General features: G+C 40.0%; 24 protein-coding genes and 1 pseudogene. 10 read left to right on the top strand and 15 right to left on the bottom strand.

What is annotated here, in order from left to right:
• The first annotated feature begins 35 nt into the window (after nt 1–35).
• The 5 genes from AC1XUO_RS17165 (at nt 36) to AC1XUO_RS17145 (ending at nt 4,516) form a co-directional block, all read left to right on the top strand.
• Nucleotides 36–1,235, top strand: coding sequence for a hypothetical protein (locus tag AC1XUO_RS17165; protein WP_483330999.1), 1,200 nt, complete (start codon nt 36–38; stop codon nt 1,233–1,235).
• 138 nt (nt 1,236–1,373) lie between these two features.
• Entirely contained in the window at nt 1,374–1,763 is a 390-nt protein-coding gene (locus tag AC1XUO_RS17160) for a sugar 3,4-ketoisomerase (RefSeq protein WP_483330998.1), read from the top strand.
• The gene (locus AC1XUO_RS17155; protein ID WP_483330997.1) at nt 1,760–2,851 is read left to right on the top strand and encodes a DegT/DnrJ/EryC1/StrS family aminotransferase; all 1,092 of its coding nucleotides are present in this window, start codon (nt 1,760–1,762) and stop codon (nt 2,849–2,851) included. Before AC1XUO_RS17160 ends, AC1XUO_RS17155 begins: the two co-directional genes overlap by 4 nt.
• Nucleotides 2,848–3,765 (top strand): glycosyltransferase family 2 protein, encoded by a 918-nt coding sequence (locus tag AC1XUO_RS17150; protein WP_483330996.1) that lies wholly within the window; start codon nt 2,848–2,850, stop codon nt 3,763–3,765. Before AC1XUO_RS17155 ends, AC1XUO_RS17150 begins: the two co-directional genes overlap by 4 nt.
• Nucleotides 3,758–4,516 carry a class I SAM-dependent methyltransferase gene (locus AC1XUO_RS17145; protein WP_483330995.1) on the top strand — a complete coding sequence of 253 codons (759 nt, stop codon included), beginning with the start codon at nt 3,758–3,760 and terminating at the stop codon, nt 4,514–4,516. Before AC1XUO_RS17150 ends, AC1XUO_RS17145 begins: the two co-directional genes overlap by 8 nt.
• Here the strand turns inward: AC1XUO_RS17145 and AC1XUO_RS17140 are convergent.
• Nucleotides 4,500–5,900 (bottom strand): high affinity choline transporter 1, encoded by a 1,401-nt coding sequence (locus AC1XUO_RS17140; protein WP_483330994.1) that lies wholly within the window; start codon nt 5,898–5,900, stop codon nt 4,500–4,502. The two genes, AC1XUO_RS17145 and AC1XUO_RS17140, sit on opposite strands and share 17 nt — an antisense overlap.
• A 149-nt stretch (nt 5,901–6,049) precedes the next feature.
• Here AC1XUO_RS17140 and AC1XUO_RS17135 point away from each other — a divergent pair, with 149 nt between their 5' ends.
• Complete coding sequence (locus tag AC1XUO_RS17135; protein WP_483330993.1) at nt 6,050–7,405, top strand: alpha-L-fucosidase; 1,356 nt, start codon at nt 6,050–6,052, stop codon at nt 7,403–7,405.
• Nucleotides 7,406–7,481: 76 nt separating this feature from the next.
• Here AC1XUO_RS17135 and AC1XUO_RS17130 read toward each other — a convergent pair whose 3' ends face one another.
• The 7 genes from AC1XUO_RS17130 to AC1XUO_RS17100 all read right to left on the bottom strand — a co-directional run bounded on the left by AC1XUO_RS17130 (nt 7,482) and on the right by AC1XUO_RS17100 (nt 14,167).
• Nucleotides 7,482–7,769: a hypothetical protein gene (locus AC1XUO_RS17130; RefSeq protein WP_483330992.1), complete on the bottom strand. Its 288-nt coding sequence runs from the start codon at nt 7,767–7,769 to the stop codon at nt 7,482–7,484.
• A 227-nt stretch (nt 7,770–7,996) separates the two neighbouring features.
• Nucleotides 7,997–8,296 carry a Dabb family protein gene (locus AC1XUO_RS17125; RefSeq protein WP_235152411.1) on the bottom strand — a complete coding sequence of 100 codons (300 nt, stop codon included), beginning with the start codon at nt 8,294–8,296 and terminating at the stop codon, nt 7,997–7,999.
• A 27-nt stretch (nt 8,297–8,323) separates the two neighbouring features.
• A complete protein-coding gene (locus AC1XUO_RS17120) occupies nt 8,324–9,412 on the bottom strand; it encodes a sensor histidine kinase (protein ID WP_483330990.1) in 1,089 nt (362 codons plus the stop codon).
• Nucleotides 9,413–9,620: 208 nt separating this feature from the next.
• Nucleotides 9,621–10,895: a Glu/Leu/Phe/Val family dehydrogenase gene (locus AC1XUO_RS17115; protein WP_483330989.1), complete on the bottom strand. Its 1,275-nt coding sequence runs from the start codon at nt 10,893–10,895 to the stop codon at nt 9,621–9,623.
• A gap of 304 nt (nt 10,896–11,199) precedes the next feature.
• On the bottom strand, nt 11,200–13,014 hold the full coding sequence (typA, locus tag AC1XUO_RS17110) for a translational GTPase TypA (RefSeq protein ID WP_483330988.1): 1,815 nt from the start codon (nt 13,012–13,014) through the stop codon (nt 11,200–11,202).
• 290 nt (nt 13,015–13,304) lie between these two features.
• Nucleotides 13,305–13,778 (bottom strand): hypothetical protein, encoded by a 474-nt coding sequence (locus tag AC1XUO_RS17105; RefSeq protein WP_483330987.1) that lies wholly within the window; start codon nt 13,776–13,778, stop codon nt 13,305–13,307.
• Complete coding sequence (locus tag AC1XUO_RS17100) at nt 13,778–14,167, bottom strand: hypothetical protein (protein WP_483330986.1); 390 nt, start codon at nt 14,165–14,167, stop codon at nt 13,778–13,780. Before AC1XUO_RS17100 ends, AC1XUO_RS17105 begins: the two co-directional genes overlap by 1 nt.
• 167 nt (nt 14,168–14,334) lie before the next feature.
• On the opposite strand from AC1XUO_RS17100, the gene AC1XUO_RS17095 reads away from it, so the two are divergent.
• The 3 genes and pseudogenes from AC1XUO_RS17095 to AC1XUO_RS17085 all read left to right on the top strand — a co-directional run.
• The gene (locus AC1XUO_RS17095) at nt 14,335–15,927 is read left to right on the top strand and encodes a M28 family peptidase (RefSeq protein WP_483330985.1); all 1,593 of its coding nucleotides are present in this window, start codon (nt 14,335–14,337) and stop codon (nt 15,925–15,927) included.
• Between the two features lie 98 nt (nt 15,928–16,025).
• Nucleotides 16,026–16,892, top strand: coding sequence for a TraB/GumN family protein (locus AC1XUO_RS17090; RefSeq protein ID WP_483330984.1), 867 nt, complete (start codon nt 16,026–16,028; stop codon nt 16,890–16,892).
• Nucleotides 16,893–17,070: 178 nt separating this feature from the next.
• Nucleotides 17,071–17,412: pseudogene (locus AC1XUO_RS17085) on the top strand (DUF6934 family protein); the annotation flags it as partial.
• A 190-nt stretch (nt 17,413–17,602) separates the two neighbouring features.
• Here AC1XUO_RS17085 and AC1XUO_RS17080 read toward each other — a convergent pair.
• Nucleotides 17,603–19,060 (bottom strand): NADH-quinone oxidoreductase subunit N, encoded by a 1,458-nt coding sequence (locus AC1XUO_RS17080; protein WP_483330983.1) that lies wholly within the window; start codon nt 19,058–19,060, stop codon nt 17,603–17,605.
• A 103-nt stretch (nt 19,061–19,163) separates the two neighbouring features.
• Between AC1XUO_RS17080 and AC1XUO_RS17075 the strand changes: the two genes are divergently transcribed.
• On the top strand, nt 19,164–19,799 hold the full coding sequence (locus AC1XUO_RS17075; protein WP_483330982.1) for a hypothetical protein: 636 nt from the start codon (nt 19,164–19,166) through the stop codon (nt 19,797–19,799).
• A 70-nt stretch (nt 19,800–19,869) separates the two neighbouring features.
• Here AC1XUO_RS17075 and AC1XUO_RS17070 read toward each other — a convergent pair whose 3' ends face one another.
• The 6 genes from AC1XUO_RS17070 to AC1XUO_RS17045 form a co-directional block, all read right to left on the bottom strand.
• Entirely contained in the window at nt 19,870–20,358 is a 489-nt protein-coding gene (locus tag AC1XUO_RS17070) for a hypothetical protein (RefSeq protein ID WP_483330981.1), read from the bottom strand.
• Between the two features lie 47 nt (nt 20,359–20,405).
• Nucleotides 20,406–21,728: a signal recognition particle protein gene (gene ffh / locus AC1XUO_RS17065; RefSeq protein ID WP_483330980.1), complete on the bottom strand. Its 1,323-nt coding sequence runs from the start codon at nt 21,726–21,728 to the stop codon at nt 20,406–20,408.
• Nucleotides 21,729–21,860: 132 nt separating this feature from the next.
• Nucleotides 21,861–22,142, bottom strand: a complete 282-nt coding sequence (locus tag AC1XUO_RS17060) for a hypothetical protein (RefSeq protein WP_483330979.1) — start codon at nt 22,140–22,142, stop codon at nt 21,861–21,863.
• Entirely contained in the window at nt 22,031–22,672 is a 642-nt protein-coding gene (locus tag AC1XUO_RS17055; RefSeq protein WP_483330978.1) for a mechanosensitive ion channel family protein, read from the bottom strand. Before AC1XUO_RS17055 ends, AC1XUO_RS17060 begins: the two co-directional genes overlap by 112 nt.
• Nucleotides 22,673–22,811: 139 nt before the next feature.
• Nucleotides 22,812–23,462 (bottom strand): hypothetical protein, encoded by a 651-nt coding sequence (locus AC1XUO_RS17050; protein ID WP_483330977.1) that lies wholly within the window; start codon nt 23,460–23,462, stop codon nt 22,812–22,814.
• Complete coding sequence (locus tag AC1XUO_RS17045) at nt 23,459–23,941, bottom strand: hypothetical protein (protein ID WP_483330976.1); 483 nt, start codon at nt 23,939–23,941, stop codon at nt 23,459–23,461. Before AC1XUO_RS17045 ends, AC1XUO_RS17050 begins: the two co-directional genes overlap by 4 nt.
• Nucleotides 23,942–24,067: the final 126 nt, after the last annotated feature.

Raw genomic sequence — 24,067 nt, 5'->3', positions numbered from 1 at the left:
CTTTATAGCAGATTTACTTCCACATCCCTAACACCATGCTATTTGAGAATTTTTATCATTCTCTTGAACAAAGAATTGAGTTTTTACTTTCGTCTGAAAAGTGGTTGTGGAAACTTGTTATTTTTTCTGTTTTCGTTTCTCTGTTTCTCGCCTTTCCTCCCTATTCTTTATTGGTTGACCATCTGAGTGTGCATGGGATGAAGCTCGATGCCTGGGTTTTTGTGCAAAACCAAAGTCAGGACCTTTTTCATCCCAAAGACATGGATTATGATGTCCGGCGTGAAAATATGATTTTTCGCTGGGTTTTGCCGGCTTTGTCCCTGATCACAGGGCACAACATTGTGCTCATTGTGTTACTCCAGTCTGTTCTCGGCGTTTTATTTATTCATAAGATCGGGCAGTGGGTTTATCGTATATCACAAGATAAAATCACAACCAGCCTGTTCGTATTGGCCATTGCCAACATTTTTGTATGTGTCTGGACGTTCGCAGATATTTACGGTTATGGCGATGGTTTTGCGTATTTCTTTCTATTGATCGCACTTTTTAGCCGGCATGCACTTATCACGTTTTTTGCCTTGCAGATTGCTTTTTTTACTGACGAACGCGCAGTGATCGCAGGAGGATATTTATTGCTTTTTCATATCGTAAAGAATGCATTTGATAAAAAGCACTTCGGTTTTCCCGCGATAATTAAAAATGCATTTTTAGGAAACAATTTAATCGTCTGGGTGGCCTGGGTTGTCTATTTTACGATCAGGTTTTATGTGCAAAAGAAATATTTTCCGAACCACAGTTACTCCACATTGGGGACTCCGGTATTATTTGCTGACGCGCACAGGCATGGTCTGGGGAGTAGTATGTGGACCGCTTTTGAGGGAATGTGGATATTGATGGGAGCGGCTATTTTATCGTTGTCGCTTCAAAAACATTATTTCTTAGTATTGACATTAACTTTTGGCTTCGTAATTTTAGTTGCGTCAGGAATCTATGTACATGATATTGACCGGGCATTGTCATACGGATTTCCGTTCTTGCTTATATCGTTGTATATACTTTTTCAGACTGCATCATTAAGGTCCATCAGGGTTATATTATTTTTTACAGCGATAGTCTGTGTAGGTCATCCCATGATTTATTATATGGGTTACAACAGAGTATTATGGCTGGAACCGTTTCCATTAAAAATATTTATGCTTCTCGACCATTGGATGCACTGGAATCTGTTTAATTAATTATAAATTACATCTGAGAAATAATTTACCGAGTCAAAAATTTGTATGTAGAAATTGATACAATTCATTTATGACTTTGTTAAACACTGATCTCAATTCAGAACACACTAGCTCACATCAAAAATCTAACCCGCCCCTATGCCTAAATTATTACAATTAGACACTTTCCAATCTGATGCCGGAAATCTGACTGTTTTTGAAAAACTTATTCCGGGAACAATCAAAAGAGTTTTTTATATCTACGGAGCGACGGATTCGAGCCGTGGAGGCCATAGGCACCATAAATCTTGGAATGCTTTAATCTGTCTGCATGGAAGTTGCCATATCTACAATAACGATGGTTTCAGTGAAGAAAACTTCACACTGGACAGTCCCAGAACCTGCCTGATTCTTGAACCAAAAGACTGGCATATAATGGACTCATTTTCAGAAGACTGTATACTTTTGGTATTGTCAAATGAGTATTATGACAGAGCTGATTACATCGATCAGCCTTATCTATTGCAATCGCAACAAGTAACGGTATGATTTCATTTTTGGATTTAAATCAAGTCAATAGGCCCTATTTACAGGCTATTGAGGAGGCTTCACTGCGCGTTTTGCGTTCTGGTTGGTATATCTTAGGTAACGAATTGAAATCATTTGAAACAGCATTCGCCAATTACTGTAGGGCAAGATATTGTATAGGTGTAGCAAATGGCCTTGATGCCATAGGACTTATTTTGCGCGCTTATGAATTCCCGGAGAATAGTGAAATAATCGTACCGGGAAATACGTATATAGCATCAGTGTTACCGGTTAGTTACTTAAATTTAGTGCCTGTTTTTGTTGAGCCGGACCCATATTCAATGCTCATTGATCCTTCAAAAATAGAAGAGAAAATAACTGCCAAAACCAGAGCAATTCTATGCGTTGATCTTTATGGGCGAAGCTGCGAAATGAATGAAATTTTTGTTCTGGCTAAAAAGTATAATTTAAAAGTAATAACCGACGCTGCGCAAGCACACGGAGCCTTATATGACGGACAAATAGTTGGAAGTATAGCGGATGCAACGGCTTTCAGTTTTTATCCTACAAAAAATCTTGGCGCACTTGGCGACGCGGGAGCTGTTACGACAAACGATCCTGTTTTAGCTGAGCGAATTACTTATTTACGGAATTATGGTTCAAAGGAGAGGTATAAAAATGAATTTCAGGGCGTTAACAGCCGATTGGATGAAATTCAGGCAGCTATTCTGAATGTGAAATTGCCCTTTTTAGAAACCGAGAATACAAGGCGGAGAGACATTGCGAGACGTTATCTGGCGGAAATTAAATTACAGGATTTGGCCTTGCCTCCTGACGACCGGATTGATCAGGACGCCTGGCATTTGTTTGTGGTCAGACACCCGGATCGTGCAGCTTTTATAAGGTATCTGGACAAGATGGGCGTACAAACTAATGTCCATTATCCGTTACCGATTCATAAGCAAAAGGCTTATGCTACAATAAATCATTATAGCTTGCCAATTACGGAAGAAATTCATCAAAGGGTAATAAGTTTGCCATTGAATCCGGTATTGTCAGAAGAGGAAGTGTCGTACATTATTGAGACGGTCAATAGATACCAGCAATGAAATTATCAGTTGTTATTCCGGTTTACAACAGCGAAGCGAATATTGCTTCACTGATAGAAAAATTGCAGCTTGCCTTAGATAAAATATCTTTCGAAATTGTTTTGGTCAATGACGGAAGCAGGGATAACTCCGAACGCATTTGCAAACGTCTGGCGAAAGATTTTGATAATGTCCGGTTTATTTCACTACGCAGGAATTATGGCGAATTCAACGCCGTCATGTGCGGATTGAACTGGACAAAGGGAGAGTTTTGCGTGATGGTCGATGACGATTTTCAGAACCCGCCGGAGGAAATTTTAAAGCTTGTCGAAGTTGCTGAAAAAGGTGATTTTGATGTAGTTTACACATACTATTCAAAAAAGGAACATGCAGTTTACCGGAATCTCGGCAGTCGGCTTGTGAACTGGGTTACTACATATTCGATCAAAAAACCTAAGGATTTATATTTATCGAGTTTTAAATTAATTCGGAAAGAGGTTGTTGACGAAATTATCAAGTATCAGGGGCCGTATCCGTACATCGATGGGTTAATTTTTCGTATAACAAAAAATATTGGCACGGTTCAGGTTTTGCATAAAAAGCGTGAGGAAGGCGTATCCAACTATACCTGGCGAAAATTAATCTCTTTGTTTTTAAATATCCTTTTTTGTTATTCTTCCCTGCCTATCCGCGTTTTTATGCCAATCGGCGTGGGTTTATTCGGACTTGGTTTTGTGCTTCTCGCCTTTTTATTCTGTCAATGGCTGATCGGCCCGGATCCAAAAGGCTGGCAGGTTGTCACGGCAGCCATGATTTTCATCGGTGGAATTCAATGCACTTTGTTAAGCGTTCTGGGAGAATATATCGGCAAAAGTTTCATGGCGCAGAGTGGTCAGCCTCAATATGTTATAAAATATAATAGCGGCAATGATTGATAACCGGGAGGAATACAAAAGTATGTTTGAGGTAGAGCAAAAGCTCTGGTGGTACCAAATCCTGCACGAACGGGTTCTTTATCAAATCAAAAAACAATCTGGCAAGAAAAAGGAAATATCTATTCTTGATGCTGCATGTGGTACGGGCGGACTTTTATCTTATTTAAAACAAAACGGCTATCAGAATTTAACCGGTTTTGATTATTCACAGTATGCGATCGAATTTTCGAAAGAAAGGAAGCTTGACGTAAGTTTTGGCGATCTCAAAAATGTAGATGATTTCCGAAAAACTTATCGGTATGACGTGATATGCTGTAATGACGCTTTGTATTTCCTTGATGATCAGCAGATTATTAATGCATTACAGGTTTTCAAAAAACGCCTGAACCCGAATGGAATAATTTTGATCAATATTCATGCGCATGAAGCCTTTGCAGGCACGCATGATGTGGCTGTCGGAAGTTCGAGAAGGTTTGTTTTGAAGGATTTTAAAACTTATGCACATGCGGCAGGCCTGGCGATTTCCTACAATACCTATTGGCCATTTTTCCTTTCAATACCAATCTGGGCAGTACGCAAATGGCAGCGATATCAAATGCGGTCTGGAAAGATAAATCCTGCGGAGCTGCATTCAGACGTAAGTTATCCGGGTGATTTTGTTAACGGAGTTTTGAAGACCGTCACGACAATGGAAGGAACATTTCTGCCATCAGCTCCTTTCGGAAGCTCATTATTTATGGTTTTGAAATAAAATTATATTTCACTTCTCCACTTTTATCAGCCAGTATCCCAACGATCATAGCCAAAGCACTGGCTAGCAATCCATAAATCATGGGTGGATATTCGGTTTTCATCCAGACTGCCAGAAGCCATACCAGAAGACCTGAGATCATCGATAAAATGCATCCCAATTGATTTGCCCGCTTTGCATATAAACCTGAGGCGAGCGGAACAAATAGACATACCAGACTGAAAGCGGAAGATTCTGCTACCAATTCAAAAATACTTTCTCTGGTGGAAGCCATGAAAATACAGATGGCAGTAATGAAGATGATACCAATCCGTATAATTTTGAGCAGTTGTTTGTCTGTCAGTTCCGGTCTGAAAAATTTAATTACATTTTCTCCTAAAACAGCTGCTGGTGCCATGATCGCACTGCTGGTCGTGCTAAGAATGGCTGATACCAATGCGCCGAAAAATAATATCTGTAATGGCAATCCGGTATGTAGTAGAATCATGTTAGGAATAATCATCTGCGGATCATCTTTCCCGAGTTCCGGATAAAGCTGATGGCCGCAAAGGCCGATGAACAACGGCAGCAGGGCGATTGTCAGGTACATAAAGGACGATAACAAAGTTGCCTTAACAGAAACATCTGCTGATTTGGCTGACATCACACGTTGAAACACATCCTGCTGAGGAATAGAACCAAGCCCGATTGTTATCCAGGCAGCAAAATATTCAATCGAATCCTTGAAAGTAAACTGTGGATATGCTCGGAAAAAGTCTTTCGGAGCAGCCTCAATTAAAGGAGAAAAACCACCGACTTCCTGATAAAGAACGACTGCAACGATCAGGAGGCCCAGAATGATCATGATGGTCTGAATAAAATCCGTAATAGAAATAGACCACATGCCGCCCCAGATTGTATAGAGAATAACAACGAACGAACTCAGCAATATGCATTCGGTGAGCGACCAGCCGAGGACAACTTTCAGGACAATGCCCATAGCCAGCAATTGCGCGGCGATCCAGCTAAAATAAGAGGGGATGATCAGTATCGCTGATAATAACTCAGCTGGACGGCCATACCGTATTCGGAAAAAATCACAAAAAGTGATGATGTTCATTTTATAAAATCTGCGGGCAAAAAATACTCCTACCAAAGACAGGCAAAGAGCCGCTCCAAAAGGATCTTCAATAACACCCAGGAGTCCATGTTCTATAAATTCTGTTGGCGCGCCCATGATCGTTTCAGAACCGAACCAGGTTGCAAAAGTGGCAGAGGCAGCAAGAAATAATGGAAGCCTCCTGCCCGCGAGAACAAAGTCTGTTGTTGTTTTTATTTTTCTGGATGCCCAAAGACCTATGCCGAGGTTCAATAACAAATAAGCAACGATAGAGAAAGCGAGCATAAGTTTGCCAGGATTTAGAAAATGCAATTTTACAAACAAAAATAGGGAGCGCCGTGTTCTTGCAGACGTTTGTTAATAAAAACTTAGATGGAAGGGTATATTATACTGTCTTTTGCATCATTTACTTACATCTTGACTTATGAACCTTTATGATCCGGCGATTTATTCTATCTATTATTCTTTTCAGTTTTTCGTTTTTTTGTGAGGCGCAACAGCAAGTATCAAATAATCCCGAGCGAATCAAGTGGTTTCAGGATCTCGGTTTTGGTATGTTCATTCACTGGAATGTGGATGTTTCCCTGGGTGCGGTGATCAGCCACTCGCTGGCAGGTGCATCCGATGAATATGTTGACAGGTATATCAAAGAACTTCCTGCTTTTTTCAACCCAAAGAAATTTGACCCGGACGAGTGGGCTACGCTGGCACGATTGGCAGGGATGAAGTATGTAGTTTTTACAACCAAACATCATTCCGGTTTCTGTATGTTCGATACTAAATCGACGCCTTTCAATGTGATGAACACTTCTTTTAAACGTGATGTGACAAAGGAAATAATTGAAGCTTTCCGCAAGCAGGGTATCGCGATCGGGATTTATTTTTCTCCCGAAGATTTTCTGTTTTTTCATCAAAACAATATTCCGCTGGGAAGGCTGCAAAATGAAAAGCAGTTTCCGATGAATAATCCAAAGCTAATGGATTATGACAAGCAGCAGGTAAAAGAATTACTGACTAACTACGGAAAAATAGATATTATGTTCTTCGACGGTCCTGGTGACGGATTGCGTGAATATGCATGGAGTATCAATCCTGACCTCGTTATTACGCGGGACGCTATGAATACCCCGGAGCAAAATATCCCTGATCAAGCGTCACCGCGTCCCTGGGAAGCATGTTATACGATGGGAACGGACTGGCAGTATAAGCCGACGAATGATCCACATAAATCCGGAACAGAAATCATCAATATGCTGATTGAGATCCGTGCAAAAGGAGGAAATTTTCTTCTGAACGTCGGACCAAAACCTAACGGAGAAATACAGATCGAACAGGAAAGCTTGCTGAGAGAAATTGCGCTATGGAATTTTGCTAACCGCGAATCGATCTATGCTGTGAAGCCTCTTCCGGTGATCAGGGATAAAAATATCTGGTTTACACAATCCAACGACGAGAAGTTTATTTATGCTTTTGTTACAAAAGATAAACCGGGTGATTGGAAATATGGTGAAAGGAGAGATTTTTTGATGCCGATGATCGAAGGAAATGCAAAAACGAAAGTAAGTGTTCTGGGGTATAAAAGCGAACTTGTCGAATATGTGAATAACTTTGATGCCTCTGTGAAAGTTTCTTCAACGCCAATAGGATTAGCAGTGAGTGCTGTCAATGGACAACGATTTTATACAAACAGACAATGGCCCAATACCGTTGTACTTAAAATAGAAAATGCTAAATTCAAAGTGCCGATTGAAGCAAAAACTTCCAAGTCCGGAATCGACGGAGCTAAATAGGATGGGGGATTTAAAGCGAGCAAATGAAAAAGCCGAACGAATAATCGTCCGGCTTTTTCATTTGCTCATTTTTTAATCAACGTGGACCACGAGTACGTTCGTTGTGTCCATATCTGCTATTTCTTTGTTTGTTATAATATTTACGAGAATACCTGTCGTGGCGATACTGGCGAGGACTGTTGCGGTAAACGACTCTCGGAGGAGGTGTTGGCCTTACAACGATGGTCCGCGGAGGATGATTATATCCGTAACCATATCCATAATTGTCGCGATAGGGTGCTCTTGAATGGTATACGCAAGATGACACACTCAGTGCTGCCACCAGTAATACAATATATAAACTCACAATTCTTGCTTTCTTCATGGTTCGTTTGTTTTTATTGTTACTCTATAACGACAAAATGACAAAATATTACCTAGGTGCGTGAAGAAGTGAATTGCTAATTCCAGACTTTTAAAAGTTATCCACACCTGTTAATAACACAAAAAATGCGTTCCAGGTTGCATAGATACGCTTTTAAACACGATATCCACAAGTTATCCACATTGTAAATGTGGATAACTTGTGGATATCTTTTTTGTGAATATTTGTTAAGCTTCTACATCGTAGATTACAACCTTTTCCCAAAGGTGTGCGCACTCTTCAACAAATTTTTTGTGAAGTGGGTGAACCTGGTAAACATCATGACCTGCTTCGTCGTCAAAAATAAGAATCTCAGCGAAGTCATAACTTGCATCAATGACAGGTCTGCGGGTTGAAGCGGGAGGTCCAATGTAAACCGACTTTATCGATTCGATAGCCTCCAACGACTTTATACCAGCCAGAAGTGCACTTTTTGCTTCTTCATTCTCTTTATCTTTAAGCCAAAAAAATACGTTGTGTACAAACATGTTTTCTTATTTATGGTTATTTGTTATTTATAAACTCACCTGGGAGGTTAATGATTCCTCATTTTCGGAATGTGTGCCCTGAAAAACTTTTTCAAGTTTGAACGTAAACGTGGTTCCCTTATCCGGTTTGGACATGACAGCGATTTTTGTTCCATGGGCATTGATGATATGCTTCACAATTGCCAGTCCTAAACCTGTGCCGCCACGTTCCTTAGACCGGCTTTTATCTACGCGGTAAAAGCGTTCAAAAATACGGGTTAAATGTTCCGGAGGTATTCCCGGACCATTGTCGCGCACCGAAATTTCAACATATTTTTTGCCAGAATTAAAATGAACAATGACCTTTCCGCCGTCATTGCCATATTTAATTGCATTTTCAATCAGGTTTAACATCACCTGCTGGATACGGTCCTGGTCTGCTTTTACCCAAACTTCTTTGAGGTCGTCTGGTTTTACTTTCAGCGTAACATTGCGGTCTTCTGCAATGTTTTCGAGCCTGCCAAAAATATTAAGGCTCAGTTGTAAAATGTCTACTGGTTCAATATTCATTTTAATGTCCCCGGTTTCCATTTGTGAAAGTACGAGCAGATCTTTCACGAGGACATCAAGGCTGTCAAGATTTCTGGCAGCCTTTCTCAAAAACCTTTCACGAACATTTTCATCCTCCATAGCACCATCAAGCAAGGTGTGGATAAAGCCCTGCGCAGCGAAAATCGGTGTTTTAAATTCGTGGGATACGTCAGCCAGAAATTCTCTTCGGAACAATTCCAGCTTTTTCAACTCATCTATTTCCTTTTGTTTTTTAGTAACATAAACAAAGATCTCATCATTAAGCGTTTTTAAGGGATTTGATTCACGGATCAGCCGCTTGCGCGGAACCATGTTGAAATCCTTCATTTTAAGCTTGTGAATCGTACGGTACATTTTATTCACTTCCCGGAAAACGATGATATCGATTGTATAAAGCACCAAAAAGAAGCTGGAAACGAAACATGCGATGGCTGCTACGAAAAGCATACTGCGGTCAACCCCTTCTACAAAAGCCAGAAAGGTTGCGGTGATCAGAGAAATAAGAAATGCCAGTATCAGGGCAATGAAACGGGGACTTAGCGACATACAAAAAAATAGACATTCCGCAACAGAACACGTAAGTTCTGCTGTGCGACAAGGATGTTTTAATTAAAAGGTAAAGTTAACATTATCAAAGGAATGAATATAGATTTGCTGACAGGATCATACTGAATTAATATTGGGGTAATATGGATTTAAAACAAAAAACGGAGAAAGGCCAACTTTCTCCGTTTTTTGTTTCTTTAAAATAACCTCAGAATCCTCCACGGAACTTATAGGTACTGGAAACTTTATCGATGGCAACAATATAAGCCGCAATCCGAAGTGATACTTTGTATTTTAGTGAAACTTCATAGACATGGTCAAATGCATCTTTCATGATACGGTCCGTTCTGCGGTTCACGCGTTCCAGCGTCCATTTGTAGCCGATACGGTTTTGCACCCATTCAAAATACGAAACAGTTACGCCGCCGGCGTTGGCCAGAATATCCGGGACAACCATAATTCCTTTATCGTTGATTATATCATCGGCCTTGAATGAAGTCGGGCCATTTGCACCCTCCACAATCATTTTGGCCTGGATACTTTCAACATTTCTGCGGGTAATCACATCTTCTTTCGCAGCCGGAACCAGAACGTCCACTGCAATTGAAAACAGATCATCACCCGAAATTAATTCAGCACCGGCAAAGCCGTCCAGAGAACCGTTGTTCTGATCCCGGTAGGCGATGGCGGCCGTAATGTCAATACCTTTATCATTATAATAGGCTCCTGAAATATCGCTGATCGCATGAATACTCACACCACGTTCGCGAAGGAGGGAAGCGGCATGTGAGCCAACATTTCCAAATCCCTGCACAACAGCAGTTGCCCGGTAGGGATTAATTCTCAATTTTTCCATACCAGCTAACGCCGAAACCATCACGCCACGACCCGTCGCTTCAGTACGTCCCAAAGATCCTCCTAAGACCAAAGGTTTTCCAGTTACTACGGCAGGTATGGTCATTCCTTTTGCTTTGGAATATTCATCCATCAGCCATGCCATTTCACGTTGTCCCGTTCCCATATCCGGTGCCGGAATATCCTGGTCCGGACCAAAAACATCAAGCAAAGCCATCGTGTAACCTCGCATCAAACGCTCCATTTCGCCGGCAGACATTTCTCGTGGATTACAAGCGACACCGCCTTTTGCACCACCATAAGGAATATCAACAACGGCACATTTCCAGGTCATCCAGGCAGCAAGTGCTCTAACTTCATCAAGATTCACATCCGGATCAAAACGAATTCCGCCTTTACTTGGGCCAAGTATTGTAGAATGTATTACTCGATAACCTTCAAAGACTTTTATTTTGCCGGAATCCATAGTGACAGGAATTCCTACGGTGACTTGTTTACGCGGCACTTTTAGAATGTGGTACATCTCGTCAGAAATTCCCAGAAGTTCTACCGCCTTGTCAAATCTATGCATCATGGACTCCAATGGATTTTCTTTATCCTTGATCGGAGCAGGTTCTATGTACGCCATTTTGATTGCTAATTAAATATCTGATATCAAGTATGTTAATGAATATATATTTTTTGTATATGCAAACATACGTCTTTTCAACATATTAAATTAATTGGACGTTCTTTCTTGAAATTGTATAAAATTTTTAAGAAAAAATATTGTTTTATAATATTTCTGATTGTTGAAAGGAAGCCGCTGTATAACAGCTCTCGCCCAAATATTTTATATGATTTTCAGGAAAAATAAGAATCAAAAAAATACAAAAAAAAGGAGCACAATTTGTGCTCCTTTTCTTACCAAAAATTTTGATCCAACGATCTGACTAAACCATTTCGATTTTTGCACCGAAACGTTTACGATCGTTTTCTTCAAGGTATATTTTCCGCATACGCATGCTTTGCGGAGTAACTTCAAGATATTCGTCTTTCTGGATATATTCCATTGATTCCTCCAGAGAGAAATTAATTTTAGGAACGATACGAAGTCCGTCATCCGTACCAGAAGCACGCATGTTGGTCAATTTCTTCGCTTCTTGCAAGTTTACTACGATATCATTTGGACGAGTATGTTCTCCAATTACCTGGCCAGTGTAAATTTCTTCACCTGGTTCAACGAAGAAACGACCGCGATCCTGTAATTTATCAATAGTGTAACCTGTTGCAGCACCCGTGTTTTTAGAGATAATCGATCCACTGTTACGGCCTGGAATTGGTCCGCGGAATGGTTCGAAGCTCTTGAAACGGTGTGTCATTACAGCTTCTCCCTGTGTTGCAGTCAATACGTTAGAACGCAGACCGATCAAACCACGAGAAGGAATTTCGAATTCCAAATGCTGCAAATCACCTTTTGGTTCCATAATCAAAAGCTCACCCTTACGTTGTGTAGCCAATTCGATTACTTTACCAGCAGATGATTCAGGGACGTCTACAACCAATGTTTCGATTGGTTCAAGACGTTGTCCGTTATCGTCAGTTTTGAAAAGAACCTGAGGCTGTCCAACTTGTAGTTCATAACCTTCACGACGCATCGTTTCGATCAAAACTGACAAGTGAAGAATACCACGGCCAAATACAAGGAATTTATCTTCAGTATCTGTTGATTCAACACGAAGTGCAAGGTTTTTCTCAGTTTCTTTCATCAAACGATCACGTAAGTGACGAGATGTTACAAACTTACCTTCCTTACCGTAGAAAGGAGAGTTGTTGATTGTGAACAACATGTTCAGCGTTGGTTCATCAACAGAAATACGTGGAAGTGCTTCCGGGTTTTCAGCATCAGCCAAAGTATCTCCGATTTCGAAATCTTCAATACCTGTAACTGCGCAAATATCACCAGCTTCAACTTCGGTTACTTTCACTCTTCCAAGACCTTCAAAAACCTGAAGTTCTTTAATTTTCACTTTTTTGAAAACGCCGTCAGCTTTACAAAGCGTCATCGGAGCACCTTCTTTCAAAGTTCCGCGCAAAACACGTCCAATCGCGATACGACCAACGAATGCATTATAGTCAAGAGACGTAATTTGCATTTGCGGAGTACCCGGGTGGATAATGGCAGCAGGAATTTGTTCAATAATAGTATCCAGCAAGAAAGTGATGTTGTCCGTAGGAGTTCTCCAGTCCGGGCCCATCCAGCCTTGTTTTGACGAACCGTAAACGGTTGTAAAGTCAAGTTGGTCTTCAGTTGCACCCAAGTTGAACATCAAATCAAAAACGTTTTCCTGAACTTCTTCAGGGCGGCAGTTTTCTTTATCAACTTTGTTAACAACAACAATAGGTTTCAAACCAAGCTGAATCGCTTTTGATAAAACGAAACGCGTTTGAGGCATAGGACCTTCAAATGCATCCACGAGTAACAAAACACCGTCAGCCATTTTAAGTACACGTTCCACTTCACCACCAAAATCGGCGTGACCTGGTGTGTCAATAACATTGATTTTGTAGTCTTTGTAACGAACCGAAACGTTTTTCGAAACGATAGTAATTCCACGTTCGCGTTCAAGATCATTATTATCAAGAATCAGATCGCCGAATTCCTGGTTTTCACGAAAAAGCTTTGAAGCATGAATGATTTTGTCGACCAATGTTGTTTTGCCGTGGTCAACGTGCGCAATGATTGCGATGTTACGAATGGATTGCATTGTTTTATGAGTCAATTGTTTACGGTTAACAGCAGGCACAGTAATAGGTGCCCCCTGGCTCGCCGCTATGCTGTGTTCTTGCTGAACTTTCTGAAATAAGGTGCAAAGATACGTAGTTTTTTGGCTGAATAACAGTAATTTACAATTATTTTATTGTTATCAATTCAAAAACGGCGTTTAGACTGAGAGAAGTGCAAAAAGTGTAAGTAAATATTAATTGGATACTATTTTGGAGTTTCGATGAAGAAAAATCCATCGTCATAATATTTTAAACGACCAAACTTGTTCATTCAATACATTTTTATCTCAGGGCCATTCCATGTTTGTGATTCTGGAATTATATCTTCGTACAAAATGGACCTTCTGGCTAACTCATCAATTTTAAACTTGTATTCTGATGGCAAAGGCTCTCCTTTTATGGGAGTATAGCCAATTTTTATATCTGCGTGAGCAGGATTTTTTCTTTTTGGCGTGCTAATTATGTTTGCCGAAGCATTTTTAATCTGTTCTGCACTAATCGTTGCAATTCCGAAATACTTTCGCTTGTCTTGCGGCTTTTGGTTTTGAAAACCGTGATTTTTACAAAACTCAACATTTGAATAATTCAAGCGTATAACCGATACTTCATCTAAACCAGCCGGTGATTTGAAAGCATTTGGAAGAACATATTTTTTGTTGTCCTTGGAGAACCGAACATTGATCGGAGAAAAAATGATTCTTACAATTGTCTCATTATTGTCAATTAAATTTGGTATTTGCGCCATCAGCGACTTAAATTGGATTGAACACGTTTTGCAAATTCGTCGAGTTCTAATTCTCCAAATTTTATATTATTAAAGAACGAGGGCTGACTTGATTCAATTTTGATATAATATGAAAAAGATGTGTTTCCTACTTCCAGAGATATGATTTCGCCCGAATTATTTTCCCAATCGATGGTGATGGTTCCATGCGGGTTTGGATACAAAGCAAATATTTTCGATAGTGCTGAATCTGAAAGATGATTAGTAATTAAAATTGCGTTCGCAGCACTTTCAACCTCAAGAGGTAAGGCACTATATCCATCCCAATCCAGATTAAGACTAACAAATGAAATGATTTCTTTAACGATTTGATTACGTTTAAAACCAATGTCTGTGATATAGCTTTCCATTGCAATGTTCAATTAAATGCTACTTATTAGATGAGGTCGTTAATATTGAAAACCTAAGGTAAGTTACACAATAAAATAATTAAAAATTCATAAGCATAACAAGAATTTGGCTTTCGCAGGCGTCTTTGTTTTCTTTGCAGATATTATTTTTCATTTTTAGTTTTACCATGAATAAAAACATACTCGCAGGAATGTTCCTGACGCTCACAACATTGAGTTATGCGCAGGATGATGCGACAAAATATGCAGGAAGTATAACGCCTGAGGACCTTAAAAAACATCTGGTAATCATCGCATCGGATAGTTTGGAAGGGCGCGATACCGGATCGCCCGGGCAGAAGAAAGCTGCTGAATATGTTTCAAAATATTTCAAATCGTATGGTTTACAACCCATCGCTGACAATGGCGACGGAACAAAATCATATCTTCAGAAATACAAACTTTACAAACGCAGCTTTGGAGATGTTTATGTGAAAATTGAAGGTAAGAAATATGAGTTTAACAAAGATTTTTATCTGAACGGATTGTTGAATGTCCCTGATGAAATGGAAACTTCCGTTGTTTTAGCGGGATATGGAATTGAGGAGTCTTCTTATAACGATTATGCAAATCTTGACGTAAAGGGTAAGTCGGTGCTTATTTTTGAAGGAGAGCCAAAATCCGGAGACGGTAAATATTTGTTAAGCGGGACTTCGGAAAAGACGAAATGGAGTGGTCCGGTTTCCTGGCAGCAGAAAGCAAAACTTGCATTGGCGAAAGGAGCAAAATATGTTTTTATCATAACCGATAAAAGCGGTGAAGATCTGGATAAAGAAATTCGCCAGCGTGCAGTCATGTCAAGACGTTTCAGTGCTCCGACTTTGAAACCGGTTCAGGAATCTCCTAATGGTGTAGCGTCATTTGTTTTGACAAATGAGATGGCGGCATCTTTACTTAAGACTTCGACGCAGAAATTGACTAAAATCAAGGCTGATCTTGACAAAACCGGCAAGCCTTTAACCAAAACTTCTACCGGTTCTGTTGCTTTTCGTGTTGAACGCGTAAGTGAAATTATAGAAACGGAAAATGTTGCCGGTTTCATGGAAGGTTCTGATAAAAAGGACGAGGTTCTGGTAATATCAGCTCACTTGGATCATATTGGCATATCTGCAAACGGTGAGATTAACAATGGTGCTGATGATGATGGTTCCGGCACGGTTTCGATCATTGAAATTGCAGAGGCGTTCAGTAAAGCAAAAGCAGATGGAAAAGGTCCGCGCAGAAGCATACTGTTCCTGAATGTGACCGGTGAAGAGAAAGGACTTTTTGGTTCGGAATATTATTCTGAAAATCCACTGCTTCCTTTGGCGAACACAATCGCAAATCTAAATATTGACATGATTGGTCGTGTGGATGATGCACACAAAAATGATCCGAAATATGTTTATGTAATCGGTGCTGATAAATTGTCGTCTGAACTGCACGCGATCAGTGAAGAGGCGAACAAAAAATATATCAGCTATAAACTTGATTATACTTTTAACGATCCCAAAGATCCAAACCGGTTCTATTATCGTTCTGATCATTACAATTTTGCAAAGAAAAATATTCCTGTGATTTTCTATTTTACAGGGGTTCACGAAGATTATCACCGCCCTGGCGATGATGTTGAAAAAATCCTTTTTGAAAAGCAGGCACCGATCGTAAAATTGGTATTTTATACTGCATGGGAACTTGTTAATCGCGAAGAGCGCATCAAGGTCGACAGCCACAAGGAATAATTTACCAAAATCATAAAACCAAGAGACGCAAGGAATAACCAAAACTTTGCGTCTCTTCGTTTATAGCTGTAATTGAAATGATAAATATGAGATATGCTATGAAAATTGTTTCCTTAATTCTTTGCCTGTTCGCGCTGACAAATACTGTTTTTGCCCAGAGAGCGCCGAAAGAAAAATCATTGTTGTGGGAAATTTCCGGCAACAGGCTCACAAAGCCGTCTTACCTTTTTGGTACCATACATCTTATTTGTCCCACTGATTTTAGTTTAAGTCAGCAATTGAAAAATTCGATTGCAAAAACCGAGCAATTAGCCCTCGAAATCGATATGGATGATCCCGGACTGATGGCAGCCATGACGAAAACAATGTTTATGGCTGGGGATAAAAAACTGACGGATATTCTTTCTGAAAAAGAATATGACCATTTGAAACAGTTTTATAATGACTCGCTAAAAATGGATATTTCAATGCTCAGTCGTGCAAAACCCTTCATGATAATGGGGCCTATGTTTAACAAAATCCTCGGCTGCGAGCCTCAGTCTTATGAAATCTCTTTGATGGGATTAGCGAATAGTCAAAAATCAGAGATCATAGGACTGGAAAGTATTGAGGAGCAAATGGCTATTTTTGACACAATTCCTTACGACCGGCAGGCCGAAATGCTTGTAAATATGATTGACAAATTACCTGAAACCAAAAAAGAGTTTCGTGAGCTGGTGGGGTTATATAAACAAGAGGATCTACAAGGACTATACAATCTTACCTTAAAAAGCGAATTTGGAATGGACGGACAGGATGAAGTGATGCTTTTTCAGCGCAATCAAAACTGGATTAACCGCATCGATAAAATGACGCATGAAAAGCCAACATTTATTGCCGTTGGTGCTGCGCATCTGGGTGGGGAGAAAGGTGTTATTGCTTTGTTGAGGAAAGATGGGTTTAAGGTGAGGGCGGTTGATAAGTAAAATTGCATTATTTTTCCTCAAAATTTATTACACACACACACACGAAATGAATGCAAAAGGTTACTTTTTATTAAAGGATCATGATCCGTTTGTTTATCAATTTATTAGTGATGGGCCAAAAGGAAAAATATAAAAGATTATTCATTTTCAAGCAATTGATCTTTAAAACAATTTATACAATCTTGCTTTTGGTGATTGGAATGAATTGACGGAACAAATGGATGACTTAGTTGTTTCAAATAACCAGGATAAACAAAAGGTGTTAGCTACGGTTGCACTTGCTGTAAAGGACTTTATTGAAGATTACCCAAATGCTATAATCTTTGCCAAAGGAAGTACCAACGTTCGAACGCGCGTTTATCAAATTGGTATTTCTCTTATTTTGGAAGAAATATCGTATACTTATCAAATATTAGGGTATGTTGATAATCGATGGGGATTTTTTGAAAAGGGGATAAATTATGAATCTTTTTTGTTATCAAAAATGATTAATTTAGTGAATCAAAGAAATTTATTATGAAATCTATAGCTAGTAAAACTACGATCACTCCACCTAAAATTAAGGTAAGTAGAGAAATTCCTGATATTTATAACGATCCATTTTTTTGCAAAAAAAGCAAAATGCGATTGAATTCCTGAAACAACATCCTATCCCGGAAAATTTGCTCAATAAGCAGAAAGCAGATTAATTGTTACTAGGATTATTAGCGTCAAAAAGCTGAAATCCAACCCATTATCCACTCCGGATTGAAGAATAATAATAGCACCGCTGCAAGTAAAATTCCTGCGACCACTTTTCCTGTCATACCATTGTTTGTTTCGCTGGCCGCTTCGTTGACATTTTTGAAAAACAATAGATAGGGAAGTCTCAGATAATAGGCGAGTGCAACAGCAGCATTTAAAATCCCGCCAATTAACAACCAAAGCATCCATGGGAAACCCTGATCGTGATAGCTGTCCCAAAGTGCCGAAAAGACCAGCCATTTTGCAGTAAATCCAACCGTTGGGGGAAGGCCGGCCAGTGCTATCATGATCACAGTCAACACGCCTGAAACCCAGATGTTTTTTTTGCCTAATCCTTCAAAAGCAGACAATTCTGTTGTGGCTTTTGGTTGTAAAAGATCTATCAAAAAGAATGATGCCATATTGATTACAACATAGGATGCGGTATAAAAAGTGGCTGTTTCAAAGCCAAAACGGCTGTATGCAGCAACACCTATTACAAGGTAACCAGCTTGCGCGATGGAAGAATATGCCAATAATCGACGAGCATTTGTCTGCCATAAAGCTGCGGCATTTCCCATGGTTATACTGATTAAAGCGATTCCCCCCAAAATCGGAAAATATTGGGCAGGCAGCACAGAAGCGAGTCGCATCAAAACAAGAATTACCGCTGCCTTGGGGGCAACGGACAAAAATGAAACCAGTGGCGTAGGAGAGCCTTCGTAGACATCCGGCGTCCAAACGTGGAATGGGACCAACGATAATTTAAAAAGTGCTCCTGCAAGTGTCAATACAATTGTGGTGGTAATTATCAGGTTTGAATTATTCAACAATCCAGCCGTCATCGCGTTATTCGTGATATCCATGGTACCTGTCAGGCCATAAATCAGCGAAATTCCATACAGCATAATCGCAGAGCTGGCCGTGCCAAAAAGTAGATACTTCAAGCTCCCTTCGGCTGCTTTTCTGTATGGCGAAATCGATACGAGCAGGTAACTGCTAATAGATATCAATTCAAGTGATAAATAAATGGTCAGCAAATGCGTGGACATCGTCAGCAGATTCAGACCTGCTACGGTAGCAATGAGTATTGCATTAAATTCAGGAGGAAAATCGTATTTTAAAACTCTGACGTGGATCAGGGTGAAAATCCAGGCTATGATGACTAAAAGTTTAAAGAAGACTGCCTGATGATCAAGAAATAATAAGGGATAAAACCTAAACGCGGCTTTTTCATTCCATTGTCCTAACACCATTACCAGTGCCACCAGACTTCCCGCCAACGCCAGGTTTTGAAGCCAGAATGACGCTTTCTTCTTTTCGAATTGTTTAAATAAAATCAATTCTGAAAATAGAAAAAAACAAAAAAACGCGGCCAAAAAAATCTCAGGAGCAATTCCTCCCAGGCTTTGGCGTATATGGATGAGTTGTTCGTTCAGGTTCAAAAGCGCAGGTACAATTTTTTTGGCAAAAGTACACAAAGATGGTAGGGAATCTATAACATCAAAAGGATTAAACCAAAAATTACTTTATAAACTAAATCACATCATGAAAAATTTTCACAAGCTTCTGTTTGTCGCATGTTTGCTTTTTGGGATCAACGCAGCAGCTCAGGACTCAACCGGCCTAACTGGCACTCCTTTAAAAATATCTGAAGACACAAGTTCGAACTCGCCCTATCTAACAAAGGAATGGTATCGCGGTTTGGTTAGAGATAAGGCAGGAAAGCCGTATGATGGCGTTCTGTTAAATTATGACCTCGTGAAAGATGAGATTATTTATAAAAACGATTCAAGTGCTTTTGTACTCGGACCAGAAATTACGGAATTCAACATTCCAACCGGCACCGCGCTATATACCTTCAAACGAGGTTTCCCGGCAGCGGCCGGTTTAACAGATCAGAGTTTTTATGAGGTACTTTACGATGGAAATACGAAACTTTTAAAACATTATAAAAAATCAGGAAGCGCGAAGGCTGATGAATCTTTATTTATTCTGAAAGGAAACAAATTGTCGCCGATTCAACTGAAAGATCGAAGCAGTTTCCTGAAAGTGCTTTCGGACGAAAAAAATAAGATGAATTATGTAATCAAAGAAGAAAATCTTGAATTTGACGGCGCGGATGATGTTGCCAAACTTCTTGCCGAGTATGACGCATACAAGGCGGGTAGGGGCGGTAATTAATTTGCCATTATTCATAAAAGCGAAAAGCCGGAATGAAGTGATCCATTCCGGCTTTTCGCTTTATCTATCCTTACTGAGCTATATCCTCAGTATTCTTCTTCTTTTTTGTGAAAACGTAAATTACACCAAAATGACTTTTCAAAACACCGCTGTCAAACTTATCTTTGACGTATGGATTTAATTCAAGTGCAAGCTGAATATTTCGGTTTTGGGGTAGAGGTTTAATCCTGACTCCAACATTCAAAGAATAGCCGTCTACAGTCACCAGGTCTGCTTTTGAATCTGCAATGCGATACAATGGATTTAAGCGAACGCCGCCGCCAACATACCATTGCGTGATTTCGCCCCTTTTTAAATTAATCATGGGAAGCACATCAACACTCAAACTGCTGAAAAGTGAGTTTGTTTGAAAACGCCCGTCAACCCAGAATATCTTTCTGGGATTTGTGCTTATGCTCAGAAGATTACTCCAGGGATAATAACCAACGGAACCTTGCGCCTTTAATCCTTCACGGCCGCAGATCAAAAAAAATACGAGCAGTATTAAAAATCGTTTCATGAATAAGTTAATGTTGAAAAGTATACTGCACTCAGGTTTCAAGAAAATTAGCGGCGAAGTGCTTTACTCATTTTTCCTGCTGCCTGCATCGTATTCATTTTCTTCATCATCTTACGCATTTCATCAAATTGTTTCAATAGGTTATTCACCTGCAAAATTGAAGTTCCGCTACCTGTTGCAATACGTTTTTTACGGCTCCCGTCAATCATATCCGGATTTTCACGCTCCTTTTTCGTCATCGACTGAATGATGGCTTCGATCGGTTTGAACGATTCATTGTCAATGTTGACATCTTTCATGGCCGTTCCCATACCAGGAATCATACCGATCAGATCTTTCACATTACCCATTTTCTTGATCTGCTGAAGCTGGCCCAAAAAGTCGTCAAAATCAAATTTATTCTGGCGCATTTTTGCGTTGATGCGTTTCGCTTCATCTTCGTCAAACGCCTGCTGCGCACGTTCAACCAAAGAAATAACGTCACCCATACCCAGGATCCTGCTCGCCATACGATCAGGATAGAAGGAATCAAGGGCTTCCATTTTTTCTCCTGTACTGATGTATTTGATCGGCTTGTCAACAATCTGACGAATCGAAAGTGCAGCTCCACCACGTGCATCACCATCTAATTTCGTAAGTACTACCCCATCAAAATTCAGACGTTCGTTGAAAGTTTTGGCAGTATTCACTGCATCCTGACCTGTCATGGAATCCACAACAAACAGAATTTCAGAAGGTTTTACGGCAGATTTGATATCCTCAACCTCCTGCATCATCACCTCATCCACAGCCAAACGACCGGCGGTATCGACGATGACAATTTTCTTGCCAATTTTCCGTGCGTGTGCAACGGCATTGGTTGCAATTTGAACCGCACTTTTATTATCAGGCTCTGAATAAACTTCAACACCAACCTGCTCACCAAGTACTTTCAGCTGATCAATCGCAGCAGGACGGTACACGTCACAAGCTACCAGAAGCACTTGTCTTCCTTGTTTTTTCAGTAATGCAGATAGTTTTCCGGAGAAAGTCGTTTTACCGGAACCTTGCAGACCTGCGATCAGGATAACAGCAGGATCTCCTTTGATGTTAATCCCTTCTGCCTGTCCGCCCATAAGTTCAGTCAATTCTTCCTGAACAATTTTGACGAACATCTGGCCCGGTTCTACGGATATTAATATTTTACGGTCCAGCGCTTTTTCGCGGATCCGGTCTGTAATATCTTTTGCAATCTTAAAGTTTACGTCGGCATCTACCAACGCTTTGCGAACCTCTTTTGTAGTAGCGGCAACGTTTATATCGGAAATGCGATCCTTCCCTTTTAAAGTACGAAAGGCATTGTTTAGCTTATCCTGTAAGTTTTCAAACATAAATTGGTATGGATGAGATCGGAACTTGAATTGAAATAATTCACAAAGGTATAAATAAAAAGAGGAGTACAGGAAAGTTGCCCCCTATACTCCTTATTTTTATTCGATTTTTATGAAGTGTTTGTTGAAATATTATTGTTTTAGTGCAACACTAAGCTCTGCTGGTTTTGGCGCCCCAATGCCGTCAACTGCATATTGTTTGCTAATTCCTTCGTTTACATAATAATAGGTATCCCAATAATTTTCACTCAAAGTCCAGACACGCACGTCGAAGAAAATTGCATTTTCAGTTAGTTTTGTAACTAAAATATCATGTTCAACGTCTTGTAGAGCAGTTGGGCAAGCGTTTGTAACTTTTCTGATTGAAGCTCTGATCGCATCAACACCGTTTTGGCTGCCTGCTGCAAAAACCATATCCACTCTAATTTTTCCTTTACCTGAAATATTGGTGATCGGTGCAGTAGATAAAGCTCCGTTTGGAAGAATGATTGTTTGTTATCGACGGTAACTAAAATGGTATTGAAAATTTGAATGGCTTCCACTACGCCTGTAAAGCCTTGCGCATTGATCAGGTCGCCTACCCGGTATGGCTTAAAAATCAGGATTAAAACGCCACCCGCGAAGTTTGCAAGACTGCCTTGCAGGGCAAACCCAACAGCCAAACTGGCCGCACCAAGCACTGCAACGAACGACGTAGTCTGGATTCCTAAAATCCCGGCAATACTAAGAAGAAGCATTACGTTCAGCATCACACTGATCAGGGAATTAAGAAATGGCTGAACATCCCGGTCCACATGCCTTCGATCCATAAGTGCGCTGACCATCGAAGTAATTTTTCCAATGACAATTCTCCCGATGATAAGGACAAGGATTGCGAGTAAAATTTTGCCGCCATACTCTGATGCCGTGGCAATGATCTGAGCCTTGATTAGGTCGTAGTTCATAATTTTGAGAGAGAAAGGGAATGAATGATGTTTGTTTTGGAAGTTTAGACAAGTACACTACCAAAAAGTCACTCCTGTTGTCAAAATTATCTCTACCAGTATCTTAACTCCTTTAAATAAAAAACTCCATTTAAGTTTATTATTTACATCTGAAAAATAGCTGGGTCGAAAAGCCGCCTGAAAGCATATACATCGACATATCCTTTGTATAACCTATGCCGGGAAAATAGTCAGGCGAAAAATCTGCTCCCGTGCGTATGGCGATCGTATTTCTAATGAGAAAACGAAGTGACAATTTTTTGTTAAGTGTCAGATCATAAGCCACATATCCTTCCGCCCCATAAGCCAGAATATCTTTTATATGTAAACTGCCATGATAATCTCCGAAGGTTGGGCCTTTTATTTGATAGTTACCCTTGAAACCAGCGATAGAGAGCATGGGGCCAACACCAACACCAAGCGGTCTTCGGCGGTTAGTTGCCTCGAAAGCCATTTTAAAATAAACTCCCTGAAATTGATGAGAATGTATTTGCAGAGATGTATCAACTTTGGAGCTGCCATTGGCAAAACCAGCACTTAAAAGTATACTTCTTCGGGGCTTCTGTCTGTTGAACCGAACGTATGGCTCGATAATAACCGTTTTTCTAATAAAATATTTGTCAGGAAATACATAGGACGGTAACCCTTTCACAACATCAAGACCAACATAAAACGGAGTAGAATAAATCTTCTGAGCATTGGCATTAATCCAAACCAGGCATAGTATAAGGAAGGACAGTATAGTTTTCATAAAGTTATATTCAGGCTAATTCCACCTCCTCCCTCCGCACTGGTTAAAGTAATATTTTTTTTCAGGTAAGAATCATAAAATACCTCTACCTCGCTGAAAGTGGATTTGCTCTCTTCTGGCCTGGTAGGTCGTTTCGTGTCGACCACAAACCCACAATTTTCTTTGTAATAGAAATCCCGCTGGTAGAAAAGAGTCAGCGTGTCGGTTCGGTTATTGAACTCGAATACGTAAGTCGTACTATCGGCAAGTAACGAAATGGGTAGGCCTGCAAATGAAAATTCCTGATACTTGTTGAAGTATTCCGTTTGTTCTTTAAATGCTTTTTGATCCAGCGCGCCTATGGCATGGATCTGGTTTAGATATAGAGAGTCTTTGGTTCTATCGAACCTGATACTCACAGATAATTCCTGCTGAGGACCGCAATCTGTGCATCCATACAAGACTAAAATGATAAACAGGAGGGGTAAAAGTTTTTTCATTGTTGAGTTGGAAAATGTTTCATATCAAAGGACAATAATAAATATGGAATGGTTGTGCTTGTCTTTCATAATTCCTGGTTTTTCGAACGTTAAAGGCTATGAATTTTTGGATTTGCTATCTTGTTA

The organism is Dyadobacter sp. HNCC25DJ186, from assembly GCF_056895235.1.
Note: the sequence above shows the minus strand (reverse complement) of the source record. Positions and strands in the feature narration are given on the sequence as shown.